This is a genomic window from Pseudomonas sp. TE9122, from assembly GCF_056278925.1.
Genome location: NZ_JBWBQI010000001.1, coordinates 5,491,349 through 5,512,876, shown reverse-complemented (window position 1 = coordinate 5,512,876; position 21,528 = coordinate 5,491,349). Strand labels below are relative to the sequence as shown.

At 60.9% G+C, this 21,528-nt stretch carries 23 protein-coding genes; 12 read left to right on the top strand and 11 right to left on the bottom strand.

What is annotated here, in order from left to right:
* The first annotated feature begins 24 nt into the window (after positions 1–24).
* Positions 25–912: a cytochrome c oxidase subunit 3 gene (locus ACZ9BE_RS24955; RefSeq protein WP_095182286.1), complete on the top strand. Its 888-nt coding sequence runs from the start codon at positions 25–27 to the stop codon at positions 910–912.
* Positions 913–921: 9 nt separating this feature from the next.
* Here ACZ9BE_RS24955 and ACZ9BE_RS24950 read toward each other — a convergent pair whose 3' ends face one another.
* Positions 922–1,125: a twin transmembrane helix small protein gene (locus ACZ9BE_RS24950; RefSeq protein WP_016772330.1), complete on the bottom strand. Its 204-nt coding sequence runs from the start codon at positions 1,123–1,125 to the stop codon at positions 922–924.
* Between the two features lie 70 nt (positions 1,126–1,195).
* Between ACZ9BE_RS24950 and ACZ9BE_RS24945 the strand changes: the two genes are divergently transcribed.
* From ACZ9BE_RS24945 to ACZ9BE_RS24925, 5 genes are read left to right on the top strand one after another with little or no spacing between them, the layout of a single operon-like run.
* A complete protein-coding gene (locus ACZ9BE_RS24945; protein ID WP_476250045.1) occupies positions 1,196–1,936 on the top strand; it encodes an SURF1 family protein in 741 nt (246 codons plus the stop codon).
* Positions 1,902–2,495 (top strand): hypothetical protein, encoded by a 594-nt coding sequence (locus ACZ9BE_RS24940; protein ID WP_056791251.1) that lies wholly within the window; start codon positions 1,902–1,904, stop codon positions 2,493–2,495. The genes ACZ9BE_RS24945 and ACZ9BE_RS24940 overlap by 35 nt, the downstream gene beginning before the upstream one ends.
* A 10-nt stretch (positions 2,496–2,505) precedes the next feature.
* Complete coding sequence (locus ACZ9BE_RS24935; protein ID WP_095182287.1) at positions 2,506–3,585, top strand: COX15/CtaA family protein; 1,080 nt, start codon at positions 2,506–2,508, stop codon at positions 3,583–3,585.
* On the top strand, positions 3,573–4,472 hold the full coding sequence (gene cyoE, locus ACZ9BE_RS24930; RefSeq protein WP_095182288.1) for a heme o synthase: 900 nt from the start codon (positions 3,573–3,575) through the stop codon (positions 4,470–4,472). The genes ACZ9BE_RS24935 and cyoE overlap by 13 nt, the downstream gene beginning before the upstream one ends.
* Positions 4,469–5,104 (top strand): SCO family protein, encoded by a 636-nt coding sequence (locus ACZ9BE_RS24925; protein WP_122748192.1) that lies wholly within the window; start codon positions 4,469–4,471, stop codon positions 5,102–5,104. Before cyoE ends, ACZ9BE_RS24925 begins: the two co-directional genes overlap by 4 nt.
* 281 nt (positions 5,105–5,385) lie before the next feature.
* On the opposite strand, the gene ACZ9BE_RS24920 is transcribed toward ACZ9BE_RS24925, so the two are convergent.
* The 3 genes from ACZ9BE_RS24920 to ACZ9BE_RS24910 form a co-directional block, all read right to left on the bottom strand.
* The gene (locus tag ACZ9BE_RS24920) at positions 5,386–6,156 is read right to left on the bottom strand and encodes a MetQ/NlpA family ABC transporter substrate-binding protein (RefSeq protein WP_252879183.1); all 771 of its coding nucleotides are present in this window, start codon (positions 6,154–6,156) and stop codon (positions 5,386–5,388) included.
* Between the two features lie 64 nt (positions 6,157–6,220).
* Positions 6,221–6,895, bottom strand: coding sequence for a methionine ABC transporter permease (locus ACZ9BE_RS24915; protein WP_016772337.1), 675 nt, complete (start codon positions 6,893–6,895; stop codon positions 6,221–6,223).
* Complete coding sequence (locus ACZ9BE_RS24910) at positions 6,895–7,902, bottom strand: methionine ABC transporter ATP-binding protein (protein ID WP_016772338.1); 1,008 nt, start codon at positions 7,900–7,902, stop codon at positions 6,895–6,897. The genes ACZ9BE_RS24915 and ACZ9BE_RS24910 overlap by 1 nt, the downstream gene beginning before the upstream one ends.
* A 263-nt stretch (positions 7,903–8,165) precedes the next feature.
* Here ACZ9BE_RS24910 and katE point away from each other — a divergent pair, with 263 nt between their 5' ends.
* A complete protein-coding gene (gene katE, locus ACZ9BE_RS24905) occupies positions 8,166–10,307 on the top strand; it encodes a catalase HPII (RefSeq protein ID WP_024014993.1) in 2,142 nt (713 codons plus the stop codon).
* Between the two features lie 94 nt (positions 10,308–10,401).
* Here the strand turns inward: katE and ACZ9BE_RS24900 are convergent, their stop codons facing one another.
* From ACZ9BE_RS24900 to ACZ9BE_RS24885, 4 genes are read right to left on the bottom strand one after another with little or no spacing between them, the layout of a single operon-like run.
* Complete coding sequence (locus ACZ9BE_RS24900; RefSeq protein WP_016772339.1) at positions 10,402–11,115, bottom strand: PA5502 family lipoprotein; 714 nt, start codon at positions 11,113–11,115, stop codon at positions 10,402–10,404.
* Between the two features lie 37 nt (positions 11,116–11,152).
* Complete coding sequence (znuB, locus tag ACZ9BE_RS24895) at positions 11,153–11,941, bottom strand: zinc ABC transporter permease subunit ZnuB (protein ID WP_056791234.1); 789 nt, start codon at positions 11,939–11,941, stop codon at positions 11,153–11,155.
* Positions 11,934–12,719 (bottom strand): zinc ABC transporter ATP-binding protein ZnuC, encoded by a 786-nt coding sequence (znuC, locus tag ACZ9BE_RS24890; protein ID WP_024014991.1) that lies wholly within the window; start codon positions 12,717–12,719, stop codon positions 11,934–11,936. Before znuC ends, znuB begins: the two co-directional genes overlap by 8 nt.
* Positions 12,719–13,201 carry a Fur family transcriptional regulator gene (locus ACZ9BE_RS24885; protein WP_024014990.1) on the bottom strand — a complete coding sequence of 161 codons (483 nt, stop codon included), beginning with the start codon at positions 13,199–13,201 and terminating at the stop codon, positions 12,719–12,721. The genes znuC and ACZ9BE_RS24885 overlap by 1 nt, the downstream gene beginning before the upstream one ends.
* A gap of 66 nt (positions 13,202–13,267) precedes the next feature.
* Between ACZ9BE_RS24885 and ACZ9BE_RS24880 the strand changes: the two genes are divergently transcribed.
* Positions 13,268–14,188 carry a zinc ABC transporter substrate-binding protein gene (locus ACZ9BE_RS24880; RefSeq protein ID WP_476250044.1) on the top strand — a complete coding sequence of 307 codons (921 nt, stop codon included), beginning with the start codon at positions 13,268–13,270 and terminating at the stop codon, positions 14,186–14,188.
* Between the two features lie 128 nt (positions 14,189–14,316).
* On the opposite strand, the gene ACZ9BE_RS24875 is transcribed toward ACZ9BE_RS24880, so the two are convergent.
* Together ACZ9BE_RS24875 and ACZ9BE_RS24870 are read right to left on the bottom strand one after the other, a co-directional pair.
* On the bottom strand, positions 14,317–15,270 hold the full coding sequence (locus ACZ9BE_RS24875) for a homoserine kinase (protein WP_256807434.1): 954 nt from the start codon (positions 15,268–15,270) through the stop codon (positions 14,317–14,319).
* 55 nt (positions 15,271–15,325) lie between these two features.
* Positions 15,326–15,616 (bottom strand): DUF2782 domain-containing protein, encoded by a 291-nt coding sequence (locus ACZ9BE_RS24870; protein ID WP_041476480.1) that lies wholly within the window; start codon positions 15,614–15,616, stop codon positions 15,326–15,328.
* 74 nt (positions 15,617–15,690) lie between these two features.
* Here ACZ9BE_RS24870 and polA point away from each other — a divergent pair, with 74 nt between their 5' ends.
* A complete protein-coding gene (gene polA, locus ACZ9BE_RS24865) occupies positions 15,691–18,495 on the top strand; it encodes a DNA polymerase I (protein ID WP_476250043.1) in 2,805 nt (934 codons plus the stop codon).
* Between the two features lie 406 nt (positions 18,496–18,901).
* On the opposite strand, the gene yihA is transcribed toward polA, so the two are convergent.
* On the bottom strand, positions 18,902–19,546 hold the full coding sequence (gene yihA, locus ACZ9BE_RS24860; protein WP_150637305.1) for a ribosome biogenesis GTP-binding protein YihA/YsxC: 645 nt from the start codon (positions 19,544–19,546) through the stop codon (positions 18,902–18,904).
* Between the two features lie 191 nt (positions 19,547–19,737).
* Between yihA and ACZ9BE_RS24855 the strand changes: the two genes are divergently transcribed.
* The 3 genes from ACZ9BE_RS24855 (at position 19,738) to ACZ9BE_RS24845 (ending at position 21,526) form a co-directional block, all read left to right on the top strand.
* Positions 19,738–20,043, top strand: a complete 306-nt coding sequence (locus ACZ9BE_RS24855) for a c-type cytochrome (RefSeq protein ID WP_016772347.1) — start codon at positions 19,738–19,740, stop codon at positions 20,041–20,043.
* A gap of 30 nt (positions 20,044–20,073) precedes the next feature.
* Positions 20,074–20,685, top strand: a complete 612-nt coding sequence (locus ACZ9BE_RS24850; RefSeq protein ID WP_041476483.1) for a c-type cytochrome — start codon at positions 20,074–20,076, stop codon at positions 20,683–20,685.
* Between the two features lie 199 nt (positions 20,686–20,884).
* A complete protein-coding gene (locus ACZ9BE_RS24845) occupies positions 20,885–21,526 on the top strand; it encodes a thiol:disulfide interchange protein DsbA/DsbL (protein ID WP_476250042.1) in 642 nt (213 codons plus the stop codon).
* The last annotated feature ends 2 nt before the right edge of the window (positions 21,527–21,528 follow it).

Genomic DNA, 21,528 nt, shown 5'->3' with positions numbered 1-21,528 from the left:
CGTGGCCGATAAGGAGAACAATAAATGGCAACTCATGAGCATTATTACGTCCCGGCCCAGAGCAAATGGCCGATCATCGCCACGCTCGGGATGTTCGTCACCGTGTACGGCCTCGCCACCTGGTTCAACGATCTCAAGGCCGCACGCCCGGACTCCCACGGCCCGCTGATCTTTTTCGTCGGCGGCCTGCTGCTGGCGTACATGCTGTTCGGCTGGTTCGGTGCGGTGATCAAGGAAAGTCGCGCGGGGCTGTACAGCCCGCAGCTGGACCGCTCGTTCCGCTGGGGCATGAGCTGGTTCATCTTTTCCGAGGTGATGTTTTTCGTCGCCTTCTTCGGCGCGCTGTTCTATGTGCGCCATGTGTCCGGGCCGGCGCTGGGCGGTGAGGGGCCGAAAGGCATCGCGCACATGCTCTGGCCGAACTTCGAATTTGTCTGGCCGCTGCTGCACACACCTGATCCGAAACTGTTCCCGCCGCCAAAAGAAGTCATCAGCCCGTGGGGCCTGCCGCTGATCAACACCATTCTGCTGGTCAGCTCCAGCGTGACCATCACCATTGCCCACCATGCGCTGAAGAAAGGCCATCGCGGTGCACTGAAACTGTGGCTGGCGATCACCGTACTGCTGGGCATCGCGTTCCTCGGTTTCCAGGCCGAGGAATACATCCACGCCTATAAAGAGCTGGGGTTGACCCTCGGCTCGGGCATCTACGGCGCGACGTTCTTCATGCTCACCGGATTCCACGGCGCCCACGTGACCATCGGCACGATCATCCTGTTCGTGATGCTGATGCGCATCATGAAAGGCCACTTCGACAACGAGCACCAGTTCGGTTTCGAGGCGGCGAGCTGGTACTGGCACTTCGTCGATGTGGTGTGGATCGGTTTGTTCTTCTTCGTTTACGTCCTCTGACTGCTGGCGCTACCAGGGCGCATGGGACACCAACTGGCCGCTATAGAAACCCCAGGCCATCAGGCCGACGGTGACCACGGCCAGTGCCACCCGAACACTCAAGGCGATGACCAGGCGATTGGAGCTGCTGTCGTCCTTGACCAGGAAAAACAGGCCGCTGAACAGGCTGACGACCGTGGCAATCAGCATCAGGACGATCGCTGCTTTGAACATGGCAAGACTCCGGGGGACAGGCGATGCAATTGAGTATAGCGATCGCGATGACTGACTTTATGGCGCGCCCATGAAGCGCTTTCGCCCGGGCGTGATTCCCACTGTCGTGGTGGCGCTGTTGCTGCCGCTGATGGTTGCGCTGGGCTTCTGGCAACTGGGCCGGGGCGCGGAGAAAACCGCGCTGCTGGCCAGTTATGCCGAACGTCGCGTGGCCGAACCGCTGGCCAGCAGTGAACTGCTCGGCAACGCCGACCCGGCTTACCGCCGCGTGCGCCTGCACGGCCAGTTCGACCCCGCCCATACCCTGTTGCTCGACAACCGCCAGCGTGGCGGCAAGGTCGGCGTTGAACTGCTGCAACCGTTTCAGGATCAACGCAGCGGTCTGTGGCTGCTGGTCAATCGCGGCTGGTTGCCTTGGCCCGACCGGCGTGTGCCGCCGCAATTTACAACACCCACCGAGACGCTGACGCTCGACGCCTGGGTCTATGTCGCCCCCGGCGCAACGTTCCAGTTGCACGCCGATCCGGTCAGCAGTATCTGGCCGCAGACCATCACCGCCGTCGAGCCGGGCAAATTGTGGCGAACCCTGGAGCGCGACGGCTTCGCCTACGAATTACGTGCCGAACCCGGCCCGGTCAGCTATCAGACCGATTGGCCGGTAGTCGCGATGGGTCCGGAAAAACACCTCGGCTACGCCGTGCAATGGTTCGCCATGGCCACGGCCCTGCTCGGTCTTTACCTCTATTTCGGCTGGCACAACGCAAAGGAGAAACGCCATGGGAAGCGCCATGAATCCACCCAGCATGTCTGAGGCCAAACCCGTTCCCAGCCGCCGGCGCGGGCGCATTCAGTTGTTGCTGATCGTGCTTGGCGTGGTCGGGCCGATGCTGCTCGCCACCGGCATGTACAAATTGCAGTTCTGGGTGCCGGAAGGACGCAGCTATCACGGCGAGCTGATCGGCAACGGCCAGACCCGCGCCGACCTCGGCGTGCAGGCCGACGAGCAGCGCTGGCAGATTCTGGTCACGGCGCCGAAGGATTGTGCCGTCGATTGCCAGCAACTGGTTTATCTGGCGCGGCAGATCCAGATCAGCCTCGGCCGCGAAGCCGGGCGCGCCAGCCACGCCCTCGCCGCCGCGCAACCACTGAGCGCCGATTACGCCGCCAAGCTCGACCGTGAATATCCGCAACTGCAGCGCTATCCGCTGGATGCCGGCGTGTTCGCCAGGACCACCGGCGACAAAGCCGTGCCGCAGCTGTGGATCGTCGACCCGCACGGCAATCTGGTGCTGCGTTACGAGCCGAATGTGAAGGGCAAGGATCTGCTTAACGACCTGCGGCATCTGCTGAAACTGTCGAACATCGGATGAGGGCATCGTCATGGCCAAACCTGGATTTCGCCTCGCGCTGTTTGCCACCCTGCTGGCACTGATTGTAGTGCTGCTCGGCGCCTACACCCGCCTGACCCACGCCGGCCTCGGCTGCCCGGACTGGCCAGGCTGCTACGGCTTTATCAGCGTGCCGAAAAGCGAGGCGCAACTGGCCCATGCCGAACTGCACTTCCCTGACGCGCCAGTGGAGGCGCACAAGGGCTGGAACGAGATGATTCACCGCTACTTCGCCGGCACCCTCGGTTTGCTGATTTCAGTGCTGGCCGGGCGCGCGTGGGTCAACCGGCGCCATCCGGGCCAGCCGGTGAAACTGCCGCTGTTTCTGCTGGCGGTGGTCATCGCCCAGGCGGCGTTCGGTATGTGGACGGTGACGCTCAAGCTCTGGCCACAAGTGGTCACCGGACATTTGCTCGGCGGCTTTGCCACGTTGAGTCTGCTGTTTCTGTTGACGCTGAGGTTGTCCGGCGTGCTGCCGGCGCTGACGGTACCGAAGCGCCTGCAATATTGGGCGACGGCGGGGCTGCTGCTGGTGATCGGCCAGATCGCCTTGGGCGGCTGGGTCAGTTCCAACTACGCAGCGGTGGCCTGCATCGACTTCCCCACCTGCCACGGCCAATGGCTGCCGCCGGCGGACTTCGCCAACGGTTTCCACCTGACCCAGCACATCGGCCCGAATTATCTCGGCGGACAACTCGATAGCGACGCGCGCACGGCCATTCATCTGACACACCGCATCGGCGCTCTGCTGGTGACGGTCGTACTGCTCGGTCTGGCCTGGCAGTTGAAAGTGGTGGGCATGACCCGACTGGCCGGTTTGCTGCTGATCGCCCTTGCCGCGCAGATCACCCTCGGCATCAGCAACGTGCTGTTTCATCTGCCGCTGCCGGTGGCCGTCGCCCATAACGCTGGCGGTGCGGCGTTATTGCTGACGCTGGTACTGGTCAATTACCACGCCCGCACCAGCCTGCTGCGGGTGAGCCAACCGGTGCTGGCGCGCTGGCGCTTGAGTGCGCACAAACCTGCCGTCGCGCCCATCGCATTGAAAGGAGAAACGCCATGGCGAGTCTGATCGGCGAGCGTGCGGCGCAAGCGCTGTGGCGCGATTATCTGGAGCTGACCAAACCGAAAGTCGTGGTGCTGATGCTGATCACCTCGCTGGTCGGCATGTTCCTCGCCACCCGCGCGGGCGTACCGTGGACAGTGCTGGTGTTTGGCAATCTGGGCATCGCCTTGTGTGCCGGTGGTGCGGCGGCGGTCAATCATGTGGTCGATCGGCGCATCGATGCGGTAATGGCGCGCACGCACAAACGTCCCTTGGCCGAAGGCCGGGTTTCACCTGCGGCGGCGCTGACCTTCGCCTTGGTGCTGGCGCTGCTCGGTCAGGCGCTGCTGCTGACTTTCACCAATCAGCTGACCGCGTGGCTGACCCTCGCCTCGCTGCTCGGTTACGCGGTGGTCTACACCGGTTTTCTCAAGCGTGCGACGCCGCAGAACATCGTCATCGGCGGCCTCGCTGGCGCCGCGCCACCGCTGCTCGGCTGGACCGCCGCCACCGGTCATGTCAGCGCCGAACCGCTGTTGCTGGTGCTGATCATCTTCGCCTGGACCCCGCCGCATTTCTGGGCGCTGGCGATTCATCGCAAGGAGGAATATGCCAAGGCCGACATTCCGATGCTGCCGGTGACCCATGGCGAGCACTACACCAAAGTACACATTCTGCTCTACACCTTCGCGCTGCTGGCGGTGAGTCTGCTGCCGTACGTGATTCACATGAGCGGCATGTTGTATCTGGTCTGTGCGCTGGCGTTGGGCGCAAGGTTTCTGCAATGGGCCGTGGTGCTGTACCGTGGCACTCGGCCGCACGCGGCGATCAATACCTTCAAGTACTCTATTTATTACTTGTTCCTGTTGTTCATCGCCCTGCTCGTAGACCACTACTTACTGTTGAACCTATGACCCGAACCCAGAAAACCGTCTTCATCCTCGTCGCCGTGATCGCGCTGATCCTCGGGCTTACCGTGAATAAAGTGCTGAACGGCAAAGGCCAGGGCGATCCGACTGCGCTGATCGACGCCGGGATCATTCTGCTGCCGCAGAGCCGCAACCTGCCGGACGTGACCATGACCGATCAGGACGGCAAACCGGTTGCCATCGATGAGTTGAAAGGCAAGTGGAGTCTGTTGTTCTTCGGCTACACCTTCTGCCCGGACATCTGCCCGACCACCCTGGCGCAACTGCGACAGATCAAGAGTGAACTGCCGAAAGAGGCTGTGGACAAGTTGCAGATCGTACTGGTCAGCGTGGACCCCAACCGCGATACGCCGAAGCAGTTGAAGCAGTATCTGGGCTACTTCGATCCGCAGTTCATTGGCCTGACGCCTTCATCTATCGAAGAGCTGCAGAAGGTGGCGAATGCGGTGAGTATTCCGTTCATTCCGGCTGATACCAGCAAGCCGAATTACACGGTGGACCATAGCGGCAATCTGGCGGTGATCGGGCCGGATGGTACGCAGCGTGGGTTTATTCGGGCGCCGTTGAATAACACCAAACTGGTGGCGCAATTGCCGGTGATGCTCAACCGCAAATAAACGCAGAAAGCGAAAAGCCCCTCACCCTAACCCTCTCCCAGAGGGAGAGGGGACTGATTGGGGGATGCTGAAGCAATACGCCGACTTGTAAGCGCTGTGCTGAATCCATAATCGACTGGATCTTTCAGGTCGATGCATAGCGCCAGACACCTCGGTCGGCCCCCTCTCCCTCTGGGAGAGGGCTGGGGTGAGGGGAAGCTTCACAGCAGGTCCAAAGCCAGACACCAGACACAAAAAAGGGGACGCCATTGGCGTCCCCTTTTTCATTGCAGCCATCCAAATCAGAACGCCGGCAACACCGCGCCTTTGTACTTCTCGGTAATGAACTGCTTCACTTGCGGGCTGTGCAGCGCAGCCGCCAGTTTCTTCATCGCGTCGCTGTCCTTGTTGTCCGGGCGGGACACGAGGATGTTTACGTATGGCGAGTCATTGCCTTCGATCACCAGCGCATCCTTGGACGGATCAAGCTTGGCTTCCAGCGCGTAGTTGGTGTTGATCAGCGCCAGATCGACCTGAGTCAGCACGCGCGGGATGGTCGCGGCTTCCAGTTCACGGATCTTCAGGTCTTTCGGATTCTCGGCGATGTCTTTGACGGTCGACAGGATGTTCTTCGAATCCTTGAGCTTGATCACGCCAGCCTTGTCCAACAGCAACAGCGCGCGGCCGCCGTTGGTGGCGTCGTTCGGGATCACCACGTTGGCACCGCCGGGCAGGTCTTTCAGATCCTTGATCTTGCTCGAATAAGCGCCCAACGGCTCCAGATGCACACCGGTCACGGCTACAAGATCAGTGCCCTTGGCCTTGTTGAATTCATCAAGATACGGCTGGTGCTGGAAGAAGTTCGCGTCCAGACGCTTTTCCGCGACCTGTACGTTCGGCTGAATGTAGTCGGTGAAGACCTTGACCTTCAGATCCACGCCTTCCTTGGCCAGGGCCGGTTTGACGAACTCGAGGATTTCCGCGTGCGGCACCGGAGTGGCGGCAACGGTCAGGGTCTCGGCGTGGGCCGAAAACGCCGCAACAGCGGCGAAAGCAGCGATCAGTTTTTTCATTCAGCTAACTCCTTGTGAGGGCGCCCGCCAGCGAATGGCCCACGCCTCTTGATTAAAAAACCGCTTATTTGCGCGAGAAATGCACGACCAGGCGGTCGCCAACCATTTGCAGCACTTGCACCAGAATCAACAGCAGCACCACGGTGACGATCATCACGTCGGTCTGGAAACGCTGGTAGCCGAAACGGATCGCCAGGTCGCCCAGACCACCGGCGCCGACCACACCGGCCATCGCCGTGTAGGACACCAGTGTAATCGCTGTCACCGTAATCGCTGCGAAGATGCCCGGACGGGCTTCCGGCAGCAGGGCGTTCATGATGATCTGCCGCGTGGTCGCGCCCATCGACTGGGTCGCTTCGATGATGCCGCGATCGACTTCGCGCAGCGCGGTTTCCACCAGACGCGCGAAGAACGGCGTAGCACCCACCACCAGCGGCGGGATCGCCCCGGCCACACCCAGCGAGGTGCCGGTGATCAGCACGGTGAACGGGATCATCACAATCAGCAGAATAATGAACGGCAGCGAACGCAAGATGTTCACCACCAGCGACAGCACGGCGTAGAGGCCACGGTTCTCCAGCAACTGACGCGGGCTGCAGAGAAACAGCAGCACCCCCAGCGGCAGACCGAGCAGCACGGTGAACAACAGCGAACCGCCGAGCATCAGCATGGTGTCGCCAGTCGCCAGCCAGATTTCGTACCAGTCGATATTGGCGAAGAAACTCATCAGGTCGGCCATTAGCGCAACACCTCCATGTGAACGTCAGCGGCGGTGAAGCGGGCAAACGCCGCTTCCATGTCGCCACCGGTGACAGCGAGGGTCAGTTGCCCGTACGGAATGTCTTTGATGCGGTCGATGCGACCGGCAAGGATGCTGTAGTCGACGCCGGTTTCCCGGGCGACGGTGCCGAGCAACGGCGCGTAGGTCGCTTCACCCTGGAAGGTCAGACGCACGATGCGCCCGGGCACGTGGGCGAAATCGTCACGCTGCTCGCTCTCGTCAATCTGCTCGCTTTCCTGGACGAAACGCTTGGTGGTCGGGTGCTGCGGATGCAGAAACACATCGGCCACCGGACCTTGCTCGACAATTACCCCGGCGTCCATCACCGCGACCTGATCGCAGACGCGACGGATCACATCCATCTCGTGGGTAATCAGGACGATGGTCAGTTTCAGTTCGCGGTTGATTTCTGCCAGCAGTTGCAGGACCGATGCGGTGGTCTGCGGGTCGAGGGCGCTGGTGGCCTCGTCGCACAGCAGAATCTTCGGCTTGGTCGCCAGCGCACGGGCGATGCCGACGCGCTGCTTCTGACCGCCGGACAGTTGCGCCGGGTACTTTTTCGCGTGGTCGGACAAACCGACCCGCGCCAGCAGCTCGGCCACTCGTTGATTGATTTCACTGCTCGACAGCTCACCGGCCAGGGTCAGCGGCAGGGCCACGTTGTCGGCGACGGTCTTGGAGGCGAGCAGATTGAAGTGCTGGAAGATCATCCCGACCTGCTGGCGGAAACGGCGCAGTCCGTTGGCGTCCAGTGCGGTGACTTCTTCGCCGTCGACGATGATCTTGCCGCCACTGGAATCTTCCAGGCGATTGATCAGACGCAGCAGGGTACTTTTGCCCGCACCGGAATGGCCAATCAGGCCGAACACCTGGCCGTTCTCGATGGCGAGACTGGTCGGGTGCAGCGCGGGAATATCCTTACCGGCAACGCGGTAAGTCTTGTGGACGTTTTGAAACTCGATCACGTAGCGAACCTTGTGGGGCGCGTTGGAAAAGGATCAGCGGTTAGCCGGGCGCGCATTTTAGCCTGTCCGTATAGAGGTTCTTAGCATTTATTTCGCAATTAACCTTCAATTTGGCAATAACGCGATCAAAGGTCAGATAAACGGAACGGCTGAAACGCTCATCAGTCACTACTTAAGCGACTTGAAACCCCTGGGTGCCGTGCCCGGGAATCACTCAAGGGTCTTCGGAAGGCATCCGGGGCCAAACGAGGAGTTTACGTCTGATGAGCATCAAAAAGCCTGCACCTGATAAAAGCGAAATGGCCGGGACCGATACCCCGGATCGCGCCAACACCAACGCCAAGCTCGACAGCCTGGAAGAATTCCGTTCCGACGCCACCGGTCAGGCGCTACGCACCAATCAGGGCGTGAAGATCGCCGACAACCAGAACACCCTCAAAGCCGGGCCGCGCGGGCCGTCGCTGCTGGAAGATTTCATCATGCGTGAAAAGATCACGCACTTTGACCATGAGCGCATTCCGGAGCGTATCGTCCATGCGCGCGGTACCGGCGCCCACGGTTTCTTTCAGACCTATGAGAACCATGCAGCGCTGACCAAGGCCGGTTTCCTGCAGGATCCGGGTAAGAAAACCCCGGTGTTCGTGCGTTTTTCTACGGTGCAGGGGCCACGGGGTTCCGGCGATACCGTGCGTGACGTGCGCGGCTTTGCGGTGAAATTCTTTACCGACGAGGGTAACTTCGACCTGGTCGGCAACAACATGCCGGTGTTCTTCATTCAGGACGCGATCAAGTTCCCGGACTTCGTCCACGCGGTGAAACCCGAGCCGCACAACGAAATCCCGACCGGCGGCTCGGCTCACGACACGTTCTGGGACTTCGTCTCGCTGGTGCCGGAATCGGCGCACATGGTCATCTGGGCGATGTCCGACCGGGCGATCCCGAAAAGCCTGCGCAGCATGCAGGGCTTTGGCGTACACACCTTCCGCCTGATCAACGCCGAGGGCAAATCACGCTTCGTCAAATTCCACTGGCGCCCTACCGCCGGCACTTGCTCGCTGGTGTGGGACGAGGCGCAGAAGCTCGCCGGTAAGGACACCGACTACCACCGCCGCGACCTGTGGGAAGCGATCGAGATGGGCGATTACCCGGAATGGGAACTGGGCGTGCAGATCGTCGAAGAAGAGAACGAACACGATTTCGACTTCGACATCCTCGACCCGACCAAGATCATTCCAGAAGAAATCGTCCCGATTACGCCGCTGGGCAAAATGACCCTGAACCGCAACCCGGACAACTTCTTCGCCGAAACCGAGCAGGTCGCCTTCTGCCCTGGCCACATTGTGCCGGGTATCGACTTCTCCAATGACCCGTTGCTGCAAGGTCGGCTGTTTTCCTATACCGACACGCAGATCAGCCGACTCGGCGGGCCGAACTTCCATGAGCTGCCGATCAATCGTCCGGTGGCGCCGTTCCACAACGGCCAGCGCGATGCGCAACACCGCACCACCATCGACAAGGGGCGTGCCTCGTACGAGCCGAACTCGATCGACGGCGGTTGGCCAAAAGAAACCCCGCCAGCGGCACAGGACGGTGGTTTCGAGAGCTACCCGGAGCGCATCGATGCGGCGAAGATCCGTCAGCGCAGCGAGTCGTTCAGCGATCACTTCTCCCAGGCCCGCTTGTTCTTCAACAGCATGAGCGACCACGAAAAAGAGCACATCATCGCTGCCTACAGCTTCGAGCTGGGCAAGGTCGAGCGTGAGTTCATCCGTGCCCGTGAAGTGAACGAGATCCTCGCCAATATCGACCTGACCCTGGCCAAACGTGTGGCTGAAAACCTTGGTTTGCCGGCACCCGCCAAAGGCACGGTCGAAGTGCGCAAGACCTCGCTGGAGCAATCGCCAGCGCTGAGCCAGGCCAACCTGCTGCCAGGCAACATCAAGACGCGCAAAGTGGCGATTCTCGCGGCCAACGGCGTTGATGCTGCAGCCATCGATGCGATGAAGAAAGCACTTGAAGCCGAAGGCGCCCACGCGAAACTGCTCGGCCCGACCTCGGCGCCAGTGAAGACCGCTGACGGCAAGGCATTGCCGGTGGATGCGTCGATGGAAGGCATGCCTTCAATTGCGTTCGATGCGGTGTTCGTACCGGGTGGCGCGGCGTCGATTACCGCGTTGAGCGGTGACGGCGTGGCGTTGCACTACCTGCTCGAAGCCTACAAGCACCTGAAGGCGATCGCGCTGCACGGCGAGGCCAAGCAATTGCAGGACTTGCTGAAGCTGGATGCGGATGCTGGGCTGCTGCAGGGCGCGGATGTAGGGGCGTTGACCAAACCGTTCTTCGCCGCGATCGGCGAGCATCGGGTCTGGGCGCGGGAGCCTAAGGCCAAGGCTATTCCGGCTTAAGATCTTTATTGGCTGAGAGGACGCTTTCGCGAGCAGGCTCGCTCCCACAGGTACGCTGTTGCACCTGTGGGAGCGAGCCTGCTCGCGAAGCTTTTTATGGCTTGCGCGGACTTAAAACCATCTGCGCCGGAACCGTGCGCAAGATCTGCTTCTCGATCTGCAAATCAAAATCAGGATCGAGCTTCTTGACTCGCTTGCTCAGCAACGTCGCCAGCCACGGATAATCCGCGGTGCGCGGCGCCTGAATGCTGACGGCGCATTCGTAATTCACCACATCGGCGGCGATCGCATCGAGTTGTCGTTGCAGCTTGTGAATATCGCCGATGTTCAACGCAACAGTGGTGCTCTCGGCGGTCGGGTCGATGACCTTGGCTTTCGGCCTGGCTTCGGCAGCCAGCAGCGCGGCCTCAGCCTTTTCCAGCTCGGCCTTGCGCGCTTCGGTGATCGCGCCGTTGACGCCGCCGGTCAGCGCTGGCGCCTTGGGCATCAGAGCACGGGCGCGGCTGAGCGCGGTGGCGGCAGCGTTGACATCGCCTTTCTGCAGAACGATCTGGCTGCGGCGCAGGTACGCCTCGGCCAGCTGCCGCTGGTACTGCTCAAGGGACTGATCGTTGGGGGTCGCGGCCTGCAACGCGGCCAACTGGTCTTCGGCGGTGGCCAGTTCGCTGCTGGCCAGGCTTTGCTCCAGCTGCGCGATGGCCGTAGCCCGCGCGTCCGGGACTTCAGCCACCGGCGGCGTGCTTTGGCAGGCGCCCAGTAGCACTGAAAATGCGACAAGGAGCAGATAACGGGAGGCGAACGGCTTCATTCCTGCGACTCTCTAATTGCGCAAAAAGCGGCCAAGTCTACACCCCACGACGGGGCAGAACAAAACTCAACAGAAACAGCGCGGCTGCCGTCACAACGATAGACGGCCCCGCCGGGGTGTCCTTGAACCACGACAACGCCAGCCCGCCGCACACCGCGAGCATGCCCAGCAGGCTCGCGCCCAAGGCCATCTGCTCCGGCGAACGGGCGTGACGCTGTGCCGCAGCCGCCGGAATGATCAGCAGCGAAGTGATCAGCAGCACACCGACGATTTTCATCGCCACGGCGATCACCACCGCGATCAACAGCATCAGCGCCAAGCGCAAACCCGCAACCGGCAGGCCTTCGACCCGCGCCAATTCTTCGTGCACGGTGACCGCCAGCAGCGGCCGCCACAGCGTCACCAGCAACAACAGCACCGCCGCGGTGCCACCGAGAATCCACGCAAGATCGCTCGGACTGATCGCCAGCAAGTCGCCGAACAGATAGGCCATCAGGTCGATCCGCACTTCATGCATGAAGCTTAGTACCACCAGGCCGAGAGAGAGCGTGCTCGGTGCAAGAATTCCCAATAGTGTGTCGGACGCCAGTGGCTGACGCTGTTGCAGCGTCACCAAGAGCACCGCCAGCAGCAGGCAACCGACCGTCACCGCCACGGTCGGGCTGACGTCCAGCAAAAAGCCCAGTGCCACGCCGAGCAATGCGGCGTGGGACAGGGTATCGCCGAAATAGGCCATGCGCCGCCACACCACAAACGAGCCGAGCGGTCCGGCCACCAGCGCCAGGGCCAGACCTGCAAGCAGGGCGTACAAAAGAAAATCAGCCATGCTTGCAGCCGTCTCCATGAACATGAGGTTGCCCGCCGAGCGGGCCTTTGACCACCGAACCGTGCAGGTCGTGGGCGTGGTCGTGATGGTGGTGATAGATCGCCAGACTCGGCGCGTTCTTGCCGAACAACTCGACAAATGCCGGATCGCCGCTGACCTGCTCGGGATGCCCGGAGCAGCAGACGTGACGATTGAGGCAGACCACCTGATCGGTGGTGCTCATCACCAGATGCAAATCGTGGGACACCATCAGCACGCCGCAACCGTGGCGGTCGCGCAGACGGGTGATCAGGCTGTACAGCTCGGCCTGCCCGGCCACGTCGACGCCCTGCACCGGTTCATCCAGCACCAACAGTTCCGGCTCGCGCAGCAGTGCCCGAGCCAGCAGCACACGCTGCATTTCGCCGCCGGAAACGCTCTGCACCGGGCTGTCGATCACGTGTTCGGCGCCAACTTCCTTCAACGCGGCCAAGGCACGCGAACGATCGACGCCAGGCACCAGGCGCAGGAAGCGCAGCACTGACAGCGGCAGCGTCGGGTCGACATGCAGTTTCTGCGGCATGTAACCGACGCGCAATTTCGGCTTGCGCCAGACGCTGCCACTGTTCGGCTTCAACAGCCCGAGCACGGCGCGTACCAGCGTGGTCTTGCCGGCGCCATTGGGGCCGATCAGGGTGACGATCTGCCCCGGCTCGACGCTCAGCTCGATGTTGTCCAGCACGGTCTGCCCGGCAAACGTGACGGCGACCTGCTCCAGACGGATCAGCGCGTTGCTCATCAGGCCCCCTGGCAACCGGCGCACAGACCAACCACTTCGACCGTCTGCGCTTCGACGATGAAACCCACGTCCTTGGCGCTGCTGATGATCGCGTCGCTGATCACTTTTTGCTCAAGTTCGATAGCGGCGTGGCACTCGCGGCAGATCAGGAACTGGCCTTGATGCGCGTGTTCAGGATGCACGCAGCCAACGAAGGCGTTGAGCGACGAGATGCGATGGACCAGGCCGTTTTCGAGCAGGAAATCCAGTGCGCGGTACACGGTAGGCGGCGCGGCGCGGCGGCCGTCCTGCTCGCTGAGCACCGCGAGGATGTCGTAGGCTCCCAGCGGCTTGTGGCTTTGCCAGACCAGTTCCAGCACGCGGCGGCGCAGGGCAGTCAGACGCAAACCTTTCTGCGCGCACAAGGTATCGGCCTCGGACAGAGCGCTGTGCACGCAATGGGAGTGGTCGTGGGGACGGCTGGCAATCGGTGTAATAGGCATGAGCGGCGACGAGATTTGCTGGAGACGTTATTATGTTACCCGTTCTCGCTTCCTTGAGTGGTCATCGTGTCCCGACTTTTTTCTGTTTTTGTGGCTTTTGTTGCCAGTTTTCTGCTGATCGGTACGGCCCAGGCCGAGGTCAAAGTGCTCACCAGTATCAAACCGTTGCAGCTGATTGCGGCTGCCGTGCAGAACGGCGTGGCGATTCCCGAGGTGCTGCTGCCGCCGGGTGCCTCGCCGCACAATTACGCCCTGCGCCCATCCGACGTACGGAAGGTGCAGTCGGTCGATCTGCTCTACTGGATCGGCCCGGACATGGAAGGTTTCCTGCCGCGCGTACTCGGCGGTCGCAGCCTGCCGAGCGTCGCCGTGCAGGATCTGCCGGGGCTCAAGCTGCGGCATTTCGGCGCGGACAACCATTCCCATGCCGAAGAAGCCGACGAGCATGATCACGATCATCGCCCCGGCTCGCTGGATGCACATTTGTGGCTGTCACCGGTCAATGCGCGGGTGATCGCCGACAAAATGGCCGCCGACCTCAGCGCCGCCGACCCGGCCAATGCGCAGCGTTATCAGAGCAATGCCAACGCCTTCGATGAACGTCTGGATGCGCTGGATCAGCGCTTGAAGAAGCGTCTGGCCAATGTCGAAGGCAAGCCGTACTTCGTATTTCATGAGGCGTTTGATTATTTCGAAGACGCTTACGGCCTGAAGCACGCGGGCGTGTTCGCGGTGGCCGCTGAAGTACAGCCCGGCGCCCAGCATGTCGCGGCGATGCGCAAGCGCTTGCAGGAAGTGGGCAAGACCTGTGTGTTCAGCGAGCCGCCATTGCGTCCGCGCCTGGCGGAAACCCTGGTGGCCGGTTTGCCGGTGAAACTCGCCGAGCTGGATGCGTTGGGTGGTTATACGCCGGCGACGGCTCAGGGCTATGAGCAGGTGCTGGAAAAACTCAGCAATGATCTGGCCGGGTGCCTGGAGTCGCTGTAACAACACAAACCTTGTGGGAGCGAGCCTGCTCGCGAAAGCGGTTGGTCAGTCAGCAAAAATGCTGAACGGGCCGCCGCCTTCGCGAGCAGGCTCGCTCCCACAGGTTCGTGTTTGCTTGGCGAATCTACTCAGAGGGCGAAGGGCAACGGTGTATTGACCTTCTGCCGCTGCGCCAGGCGCTGCTCGAATTCCTGCGGATCGTGAATCAACACATCCTGCCCGGCGAACTGCTCGGCGGCGATCAGGCGTGACAGCCAGAACCGCACACAAGCCACACGCAACATCGTTGGCCAGAGCTCAGCCTCCGCCGCCGTGAACGGGCGCAGCGCCGCGTAGGCACCGAGGAATGCCCGGGCGCGCGGGCCATCGATCACGCCCTCCTCGTCCGAACACCAGTCATTCAACGCGATCGCCACGTCGTACAGCATCGGCCCCGAGCAGGCGTTGTAGAAGTCGATCAACCCGGTCAGATGGGTGCCTTCGAACATGGCGTTGTCGCGGAACAGATCGGCGTGAATATTGGCGCGAGGTAGCGCAAGAATCTTCTCTTTGCGCTCGGTGATCTCATCCAGCGCCTTTTGCAGCAAGGCACGCGGCTCATCGCTCAGGTGCGAGAGAAATTCAGTGCCCTCCTCCAGCATCCAGTCCAGGCCGCGATCGGTTTTGCGCTTGATCATGCGCTCGCCCTGAGTCGCCAGATGCAGATGTGCCTGCAACTCACCGACCTGGGCGCAATGCTGGGCGTTGGCGACCTTGATGTGCTTGCCCGACAGACGCGGTTGCAGCAACGCCGGCTTGCCTTTGAGTTCACGCAGTGCCACGCCGTCAGTGGTGCGCAGGGCGTAAGGCACGGGCAGTTCGGCTTCGTGCAGCACGTCGAGCAGGTCGATGAAGAACGGCATCTCCTGCACCGGGCCGCGTTCGACCAGGGTCAGGACAAACTCGCCCTGCTCCAGACTGATGAAGAAATTGGTGTTTTCGCTGCCGGCGGCGATCCCCTGGAAATCGAGCAGGCGGCCGAGCCCGTAAGGGGCGAGAAAGGTTTCCAGCTCGGGCCGAGCCAGGGGAGTGAACACAGACATGTCTTGACTGCCAGTACGGGCGCCGCAACGGCGGCGCCACAAGTGAATTAAAAACCTACTTCCATTCGAAGATCTTCCATGACGGGATCAGCATATCCGGCTGGTCCGAGCGGATGAAGTTGGCATCCGTTCCGTCGGCGCGCACCAGAAAGTACGGCGGCGCGCCCTTCGGCGTGACCTTGATCGCATACAGGAAACCGTTCTGACGGTACTCCTGAATAGTCTTGTCGCCCTCCGTGCGGATGGTGACCTCGGGGTCGCCGCCCGGCGCATCATCCGCCGCAATCGCGGCCAGTGGTGAGACAGCGATCAACCCGACCAGCAGCAAGCGATTTAACGTACGCATGATAACCTTGTCCCTTTGTCGTCAACGGTCCCGCTATTCTAGCGCCGGACCCGCCGAAAAGGTTGATCCTGCTCATGAGCCAAGCCCCCCTCGTCCTGGTGGACGGTTCGTCTTACCTGTACCGCGCCTTTCATGCACTGCCACCACTGACCACGTCCAAAGGCCTGCCGACCGGTGCGGTCAAAGGCGTGCTGAACATGCTCAAGAGTCTGCGCAAGCAGTACCCGGACAGCCCCTTCGCCGTGGTGTTCGACGCCAAGGGCGGAACATTTCGCGATGAGATGTACGCCGAATACAAGGCCAACCGGCCGAGCATGCCCGATGACATGCGCGTGCAGATCGAGCCGCTGCACCAGAGCGTGATCGCCCTCGGCTTCCCGCTGCTGTGCGTCGACGGCGTCGAGGCCGACGATGTGATCGGCACCCTCGCCCGCAGCAGTGCGGCGGCCGATCGCCCGGTGATCATCTCCACCGGTGACAAGGACATGGCGCAACTGGTCGACGGCCACATTACCTTGGTCAACACCATGTCCGGTAGCTCGATGGATGTGGAGGGCGTGAAGGAGAAATTCGGCGTCGCACCGGAGCAGATCATCGATTATCTGGCACTGATGGGCGATTCCTCCGACAACATTCCGGGCGTTCCGGGGATCGGCCCGAAGACGGCGTCCGGCCTGCTGGCCGGCGTCAACGGCGGTCTGACCGAGCTGTACGCCAACCTCGACATCGTGCCGACCCTGCCGATCCGTGGCGCAAAAACCCTGCCGGCCAAGCTCGAAGAGCACAAGGAAATGGCTTTCCTGTCCTATCAACTGGCGACCATCAAGGTCGACGTGCCGCTGGATATCGGCCTCGACGATCTGCAGATGGGTCAGGAAGATCCGGCCAAACTCTACGAGCTGTACACCCTGCTGGAATTCAAGAGCTGGCTCAATGATCTGGATCGCGATGCCAAGCGTCTGGAACTGAGCGCGGCGGCCGAACCTGCGCCCGCCCATGATCTGTTCAGCGCCCCGCAAGCCGAGGCACCTGCTGCCCCTGCCGAAGCCGCGTACGAAACCATCCTCGATCAGGCTCGCTTCGACGTCTGGCTGGAAAAACTGCGCAACGCCAAGCTGATCGCCTTCGACACCGAAACCACCGGCATCGACGCGCAGCGAGCGCAACTGGTCGGTCTGTCGTTCGCCGTACAGGCCAACGAAGCTGCGTACATCCCGCTGACCCACTCCTACATCGGCGTGCCGGAGCAGCTGGATCGCGACACCGTGCTGCGCGCACTCAAGCCGATTCTGGAAGACCCGAGCAAACTCAAGGTTGGCCAGCACGCCAAGTTCGACATGAACATTCTGGCCAACTGCGCCATTGGCGGCGATCAGAGCCAGGGCATCAGCGTGCACGGCATCGCCTTCGACACCATGCTCGAGTCCTACGTACTTAATTCCACCGCGACCCGTCACGACATGGACAGCCTCGCGCAGAAGTACCTTGACCACACCACGGTGAGCTTCCAGGACATCGCAGGCAAAGGTGCCAAGCAACTGACCTTCGACCAGATCGCTCTGGAACAGGCCGGGCCGTATGCCGCCGAAGACGCCGACATCACTCTGCGCCTGCACCAGATCCTGTTCGACAAGCTCAGCGCGATTCCGAGCCTGGCCAGCGTCTTGACCGACATCGAAATTCCACTGGTACCGGTATTGGCGCGCATCGAACGCCAGGGCGCGTTCGTCGATGCCGAACTGCTCGGCATTCAGAGCATTGAGCTGGGCAACAAAATGGTCGCGCTGGAGCGTGAAGCCTTCGAAATTGCCGGAGAGGAATTCAACCTCGGCTCGCCGAAGCAGCTGGGCGTGATTCTCTATGAAAAGCTCGGCCTGCCGGTGCTGAAGAAAACCGCCAAGGGCCAGCCGTCCACCGCTGAAGAAGTGCTGGCGAAACTCGCCGAAGACGATCACCGCTTGCCGAAGGTGCTGATGGAGCACCGTTCGATGAGCAAGCTGAAAAGCACTTACACCGATCGCCTGCCTGAACAGATCAACCCGCGCACTGGGCGCATCCACACCTCGTATCATCAGGCCGTGGCTTCGACCGGACGCCTGTCCTCCAGTGATCCGAACCTGCAGAACATCCCGGTGCGCACCGCCGAAGGCCGGCGCATTCGTCAGGCATTCGTCGCGCCGAAGGGCTACAAACTACTGGCGGCGGACTATTCGCAGATCGAACTGCGGATCATGGCCCACCTGTCCCGCGACGAAGGCCTGATGAACGCCTTTCGCAACAATCTCGACGTGCACACTGCAACCGCTGCCGAAGTATTCAAGGTCGAGCTTGATCAAGTGACCTCGGACCAGCGCCGCAGCGCCAAGGCGATCAACTTCGGTCTGATCTACGGCATGGGCGCGCAGAAGCTCGGCAAGGACATCGGCGTCGACACCAAGACCGCCAAGGCTTACATCGACACCTACTTCGCCCGTTATCCAGGCGTGCGCGAATACATGGAGCGTACCCGCGCGCAAGCGGCGGATCAGGGTTACGTCGAAACTTTCTTCGGTCGTCGCCTGTACTTGCCGGAGATCAACTCGAACAAGCCGCAGGAACGCGCCGCCGCTGAACGTACGGCGATCAACGCGCCGATGCAGGGCACGGCAGCGGACATCATCAAGAAAGCCATGGTGGCCGTGGATAACTGGCTGGCCACGTCGGGGCTGGATGCCCGCGTCATCCTGCAGGTGCACGATGAACTGGTGCTGGAGGTTCGCGAAGATCTGGTCGAGCAGGTCAGCGCCGAAATTCGTACGCACATGAGCGAAGCGGCGAAACTGGATGTGCCGCTGCTGGTGGAAGTTGGCGTGGGCAACAACTGGGATGAGGCGCACTGATTTTGTAGAGGTGCCGCGACGCGACGTCGCGGCAAGCCCCGTAAACCGGCTTAGAACGATAAATGCTTGAGGCTATTCCAAAGCTTTTTGAAAAAAATCTGAACTAATCTGTCGACCGAACACTCAGAGGTACTGAATGGCTGGTGAAGCCCTTCGATGCTCCTATGTTGTGTTAAGTGTTGGCAGATATCTGAACCCCGCCCTAGCGGTTCGGAACTTGAACCCCGGAATTTCTCCCTCCCCAATGAAATCCGGGGCTTTTTTTGCCAAAAAATCGGCTGTAGCGCGGCCATGCTGCGTTAAAAGCATCGCTAAAAATGCTCATTTAGGTCCCCTAAACTCCGCTTTTTAGCGCTACTTTTGCCTTGCCTGGCCACACTACAACCAATTTTTCCCCATTCTGAATTTACTCGGCAGCGGCCTCGGTGTTTTTGTCTGCCAGTTCCATCCAGTCGGCCAATACGGTGTAGGCCTCTTCCAGGCCCATGCGTTTTGGTGCGGAGAACAACTGGATGGTGATCGAGTCGCCCCAGCCCTTGCGGATTTCCGACTGTACTTTCAGCAGGGTGTTCTTGGCTGCGCCGTAGGTGAGTTTGTCGGCTTTGGTCAGCAGGATGTGCATCGGCATGCCGGCGGCGACGGCCCAGTCGAGCATCAGCAGGTCGAAGTCGGTCATCGGATGGCGGATGTCCATCATCAGAATCAGACCTTTCAAACTCTCCCGACCACCGAGGTAAGCCTCAAGGTGGCGCTGCCAGTGTTGCTTGAGCGGGATCGGTACTTTTGCATAACCGTAGCCCGGCAGGTCGACCAGACGGCGATCTTCGTCTAGCTTGAAGAAGTTCAACAGCTGTGTGCGACCCGGAGTTTTCGAGGTGCGCGCCAGGCTGGCGTGAGTCAGGGTGTTCAGCGCGCTGGATTTGCCGGCGTTGGAACGACCGGCAAACGCCACTTCGAAGCCTTCGTCGTCAGGGCATTGATCGACTTTGGCGGCACTGAGCATGAACGTGGACTGTTGGCACAGGCCGAGGATGGGATTCTTGAGTTGCATGGGATTTCCGATGTGGGCGGCGCCGGGATTGGGCGCGGAACGCGGTGTCGCTTCCGTTTCAGTGACGCCAGTATATAATGCCGCAGATTTTGTGTGTGCTTTGTCCCAGCGAAGGATGAAGCTCACGAGAGCGACAGACTTTGATTGCGCATTAGAACGCAGAACGCTCTCAACCCTGAAAAGGTCGTTTTATGACGAAATGGCTGCTGGCTGCCGGAGTCTTGATGCCGCTTTACAGCGCACAGGCTACACAGGATCCGGAAGCCGTGTACAACCGTGTTTGTGGTGCCTGTCATTCCGGCCAACTACCCATGGCGCCCGCAAGAGGCGATCAGGAAGCTTGGACGCCGAGGTTGGCGAAAGGTATGGGGACGCTGGTGCAACACGTGACCCAGGGTTTCAAGGCGATGCCGCCGCGTGGTTTGTGCATGGACTGCAGTGCCGAGGATTACCAGGCCATCATCCTGTGGATGAGCGAGAGTAAGCCCGGTCCATAACTTAACCCTTAGCCGTAGTTGGATTAGCTGATGAACAAATTGATCGTGAGTCTGCTGTTGACCGTGGGAATTTCAGGTATCGCCCATGCTGCCGGCGATGCCGCAGCAGGCCAGGCCAAAGCTGCCGTGTGCGGAGCCTGCCATGGCCCGGACGGCAACAGCATGGCGCCAAACTTTCCGAAACTGGCAGGTCAAGGTGAACGCTACCTCGACAAGCAATTGCACGACATCAAGTCGGGCAAGCGCGTAGTGCTGGAAATGACCGGGCTGCTGACCAACCTGAATGACCAGGATCTGGCCGACATCGCTGCGTACTTCGCCAGCCAGAAAGGCAGCGTCGGCGCCGCCGATCCGAAGATCGTCGCTCGCGGTGAAGCGCTGTTCCGTGGCGGCAACCTGGAAAAAGGCCTGCCAGCCTGCACCGGCTGCCATTCGCCGAACGGTGCCGGCAATGCTGCAGCAGGCTTCCCGCACCTGGGTGGCCAGCATGCGCAATACATCGCCAAGCAACTGACCGATTTCCGCAAGGAAGAAGGCGGTCGCGCCAACGACGGCGACGCAATGACCATGCGCACCATCGCACGCAAGCTGAGCGACGAAGACATCGCTGCGGTTTCCAGCTACATCCAGGGCTTGCACTGAGACCCTGATTCGAGGGTTGCACGAGGCGCGTAACGCCTGCCACGTTAACGCTCGATTAATCCTTCGCAGCAAGTATAAAAAGGGTGGCTTTGGCCGCCCTTTTTTGTGGCCGCTGCCGTTACACTACAGCACTCATGCCCGCCAGGATCTGTGTCGCAACAGGTCGAGCGAGGCGACCCAAATTGTTCAGGAGTAAAGCATGCGTAATCTGATCATCAGCGCCGCCCTCGTCGCTGCCAGCCTGTTCGGCGTCACCGCCCAGGCCGCTGAAGCCCCTGCCGCCCCTTATGTCGAACTGGCCAATCCGGTGCCGGTTGCAAAGCCTGGCAAGATCGAAGTGGTCGAGCTGTTCTGGTACGGCTGCCCGCATTGCTACGCTTTTGAGCCAGTGATCAATCCATGGGTTGAAAAACTGCCGTCCGACGTCAACTTCGTGCGCATTCCCGCCATGTTCGGCGGCCCATGGGACGCTCACGGCCAGATGTTCCTGACTCTGGAAGCCATGGGTGTCGAGCACCAGGTGCACAACGCCGTGTTCAACGCGATCCAGAAAGAACACAAGAAGCTCACCGAAAAGAATGACATGGCTGACTTCCTCGCCACTCAAGGCGTGGACAAGGACAAGTTCCTCGCCACTTTCGACTCGTTCGCTATCAAAGGCCAGATCGTCAAGGCCCGTGAGCTGGCGAAGAAGTACGAAATCACTGGCGTGCCAACCATGATCGTCAATGGTAAATACCGCTTCGACATCGGCTCTGCCGGTGGTGCCGAGCAAGCATTGAAGCTGGCTGACGATCTGGTCGCCAAAGAGCGAGCGGCTAACAAGGCTGCTGCCAACTAAGC

Coding starts and splice junctions, on each gene's coding strand:
- ACZ9BE_RS24955 (WP_095182286.1), top strand. CDS start 25: ATGGCAACTCATGAGCATTATTACGTCCCGGCCCAGAGCAAATGGCCG.
- ACZ9BE_RS24950 (WP_016772330.1), bottom strand. CDS start 1,125: ATGTTCAAAGCAGCGATCGTCCTGATGCTGATTGCCACGGTCGTCAGC.
- ACZ9BE_RS24945 (WP_476250045.1), top strand. CDS start 1,196: ATGAAGCGCTTTCGCCCGGGCGTGATTCCCACTGTCGTGGTGGCGCTG.
- ACZ9BE_RS24940 (WP_056791251.1), top strand. CDS start 1,902: ATGGGAAGCGCCATGAATCCACCCAGCATGTCTGAGGCCAAACCCGTT.
- ACZ9BE_RS24935 (WP_095182287.1), top strand. CDS start 2,506: ATGGCCAAACCTGGATTTCGCCTCGCGCTGTTTGCCACCCTGCTGGCA.
- cyoE (WP_095182288.1), top strand. CDS start 3,573: ATGGCGAGTCTGATCGGCGAGCGTGCGGCGCAAGCGCTGTGGCGCGAT.
- ACZ9BE_RS24925 (WP_122748192.1), top strand. CDS start 4,469: ATGACCCGAACCCAGAAAACCGTCTTCATCCTCGTCGCCGTGATCGCG.
- ACZ9BE_RS24920 (WP_252879183.1), bottom strand. CDS start 6,156: ATGAAAAAACTGATCGCTGCTTTCGCCGCTGTTGCGGCGTTTTCGGCC.
- ACZ9BE_RS24915 (WP_016772337.1), bottom strand. CDS start 6,895: ATGGCCGACCTGATGAGTTTCTTCGCCAATATCGACTGGTACGAAATC.
- katE (WP_024014993.1), top strand. CDS start 8,166: ATGAGCATCAAAAAGCCTGCACCTGATAAAAGCGAAATGGCCGGGACC.
- ACZ9BE_RS24900 (WP_016772339.1), bottom strand. CDS start 11,115: ATGAAGCCGTTCGCCTCCCGTTATCTGCTCCTTGTCGCATTTTCAGTG.
- znuB (WP_056791234.1), bottom strand. CDS start 11,941: ATGGCTGATTTTCTTTTGTACGCCCTGCTTGCAGGTCTGGCCCTGGCG.
- znuC (WP_024014991.1), bottom strand. CDS start 12,719: ATGAGCAACGCGCTGATCCGTCTGGAGCAGGTCGCCGTCACGTTTGCC.
- ACZ9BE_RS24885 (WP_024014990.1), bottom strand. CDS start 13,201: ATGCCTATTACACCGATTGCCAGCCGTCCCCACGACCACTCCCATTGC.
- ACZ9BE_RS24875 (WP_256807434.1), bottom strand. CDS start 15,270: ATGTCTGTGTTCACTCCCCTGGCTCGGCCCGAGCTGGAAACCTTTCTC.
- ACZ9BE_RS24870 (WP_041476480.1), bottom strand. CDS start 15,616: ATGCGTACGTTAAATCGCTTGCTGCTGGTCGGGTTGATCGCTGTCTCA.
- polA (WP_476250043.1), top strand. CDS start 15,691: ATGAGCCAAGCCCCCCTCGTCCTGGTGGACGGTTCGTCTTACCTGTAC.
- yihA (WP_150637305.1), bottom strand. CDS start 19,546: ATGCAACTCAAGAATCCCATCCTCGGCCTGTGCCAACAGTCCACGTTC.
- ACZ9BE_RS24855 (WP_016772347.1), top strand. CDS start 19,738: ATGACGAAATGGCTGCTGGCTGCCGGAGTCTTGATGCCGCTTTACAGC.
- ACZ9BE_RS24850 (WP_041476483.1), top strand. CDS start 20,074: ATGAACAAATTGATCGTGAGTCTGCTGTTGACCGTGGGAATTTCAGGT.
- ACZ9BE_RS24845 (WP_476250042.1), top strand. CDS start 20,885: ATGCGTAATCTGATCATCAGCGCCGCCCTCGTCGCTGCCAGCCTGTTC.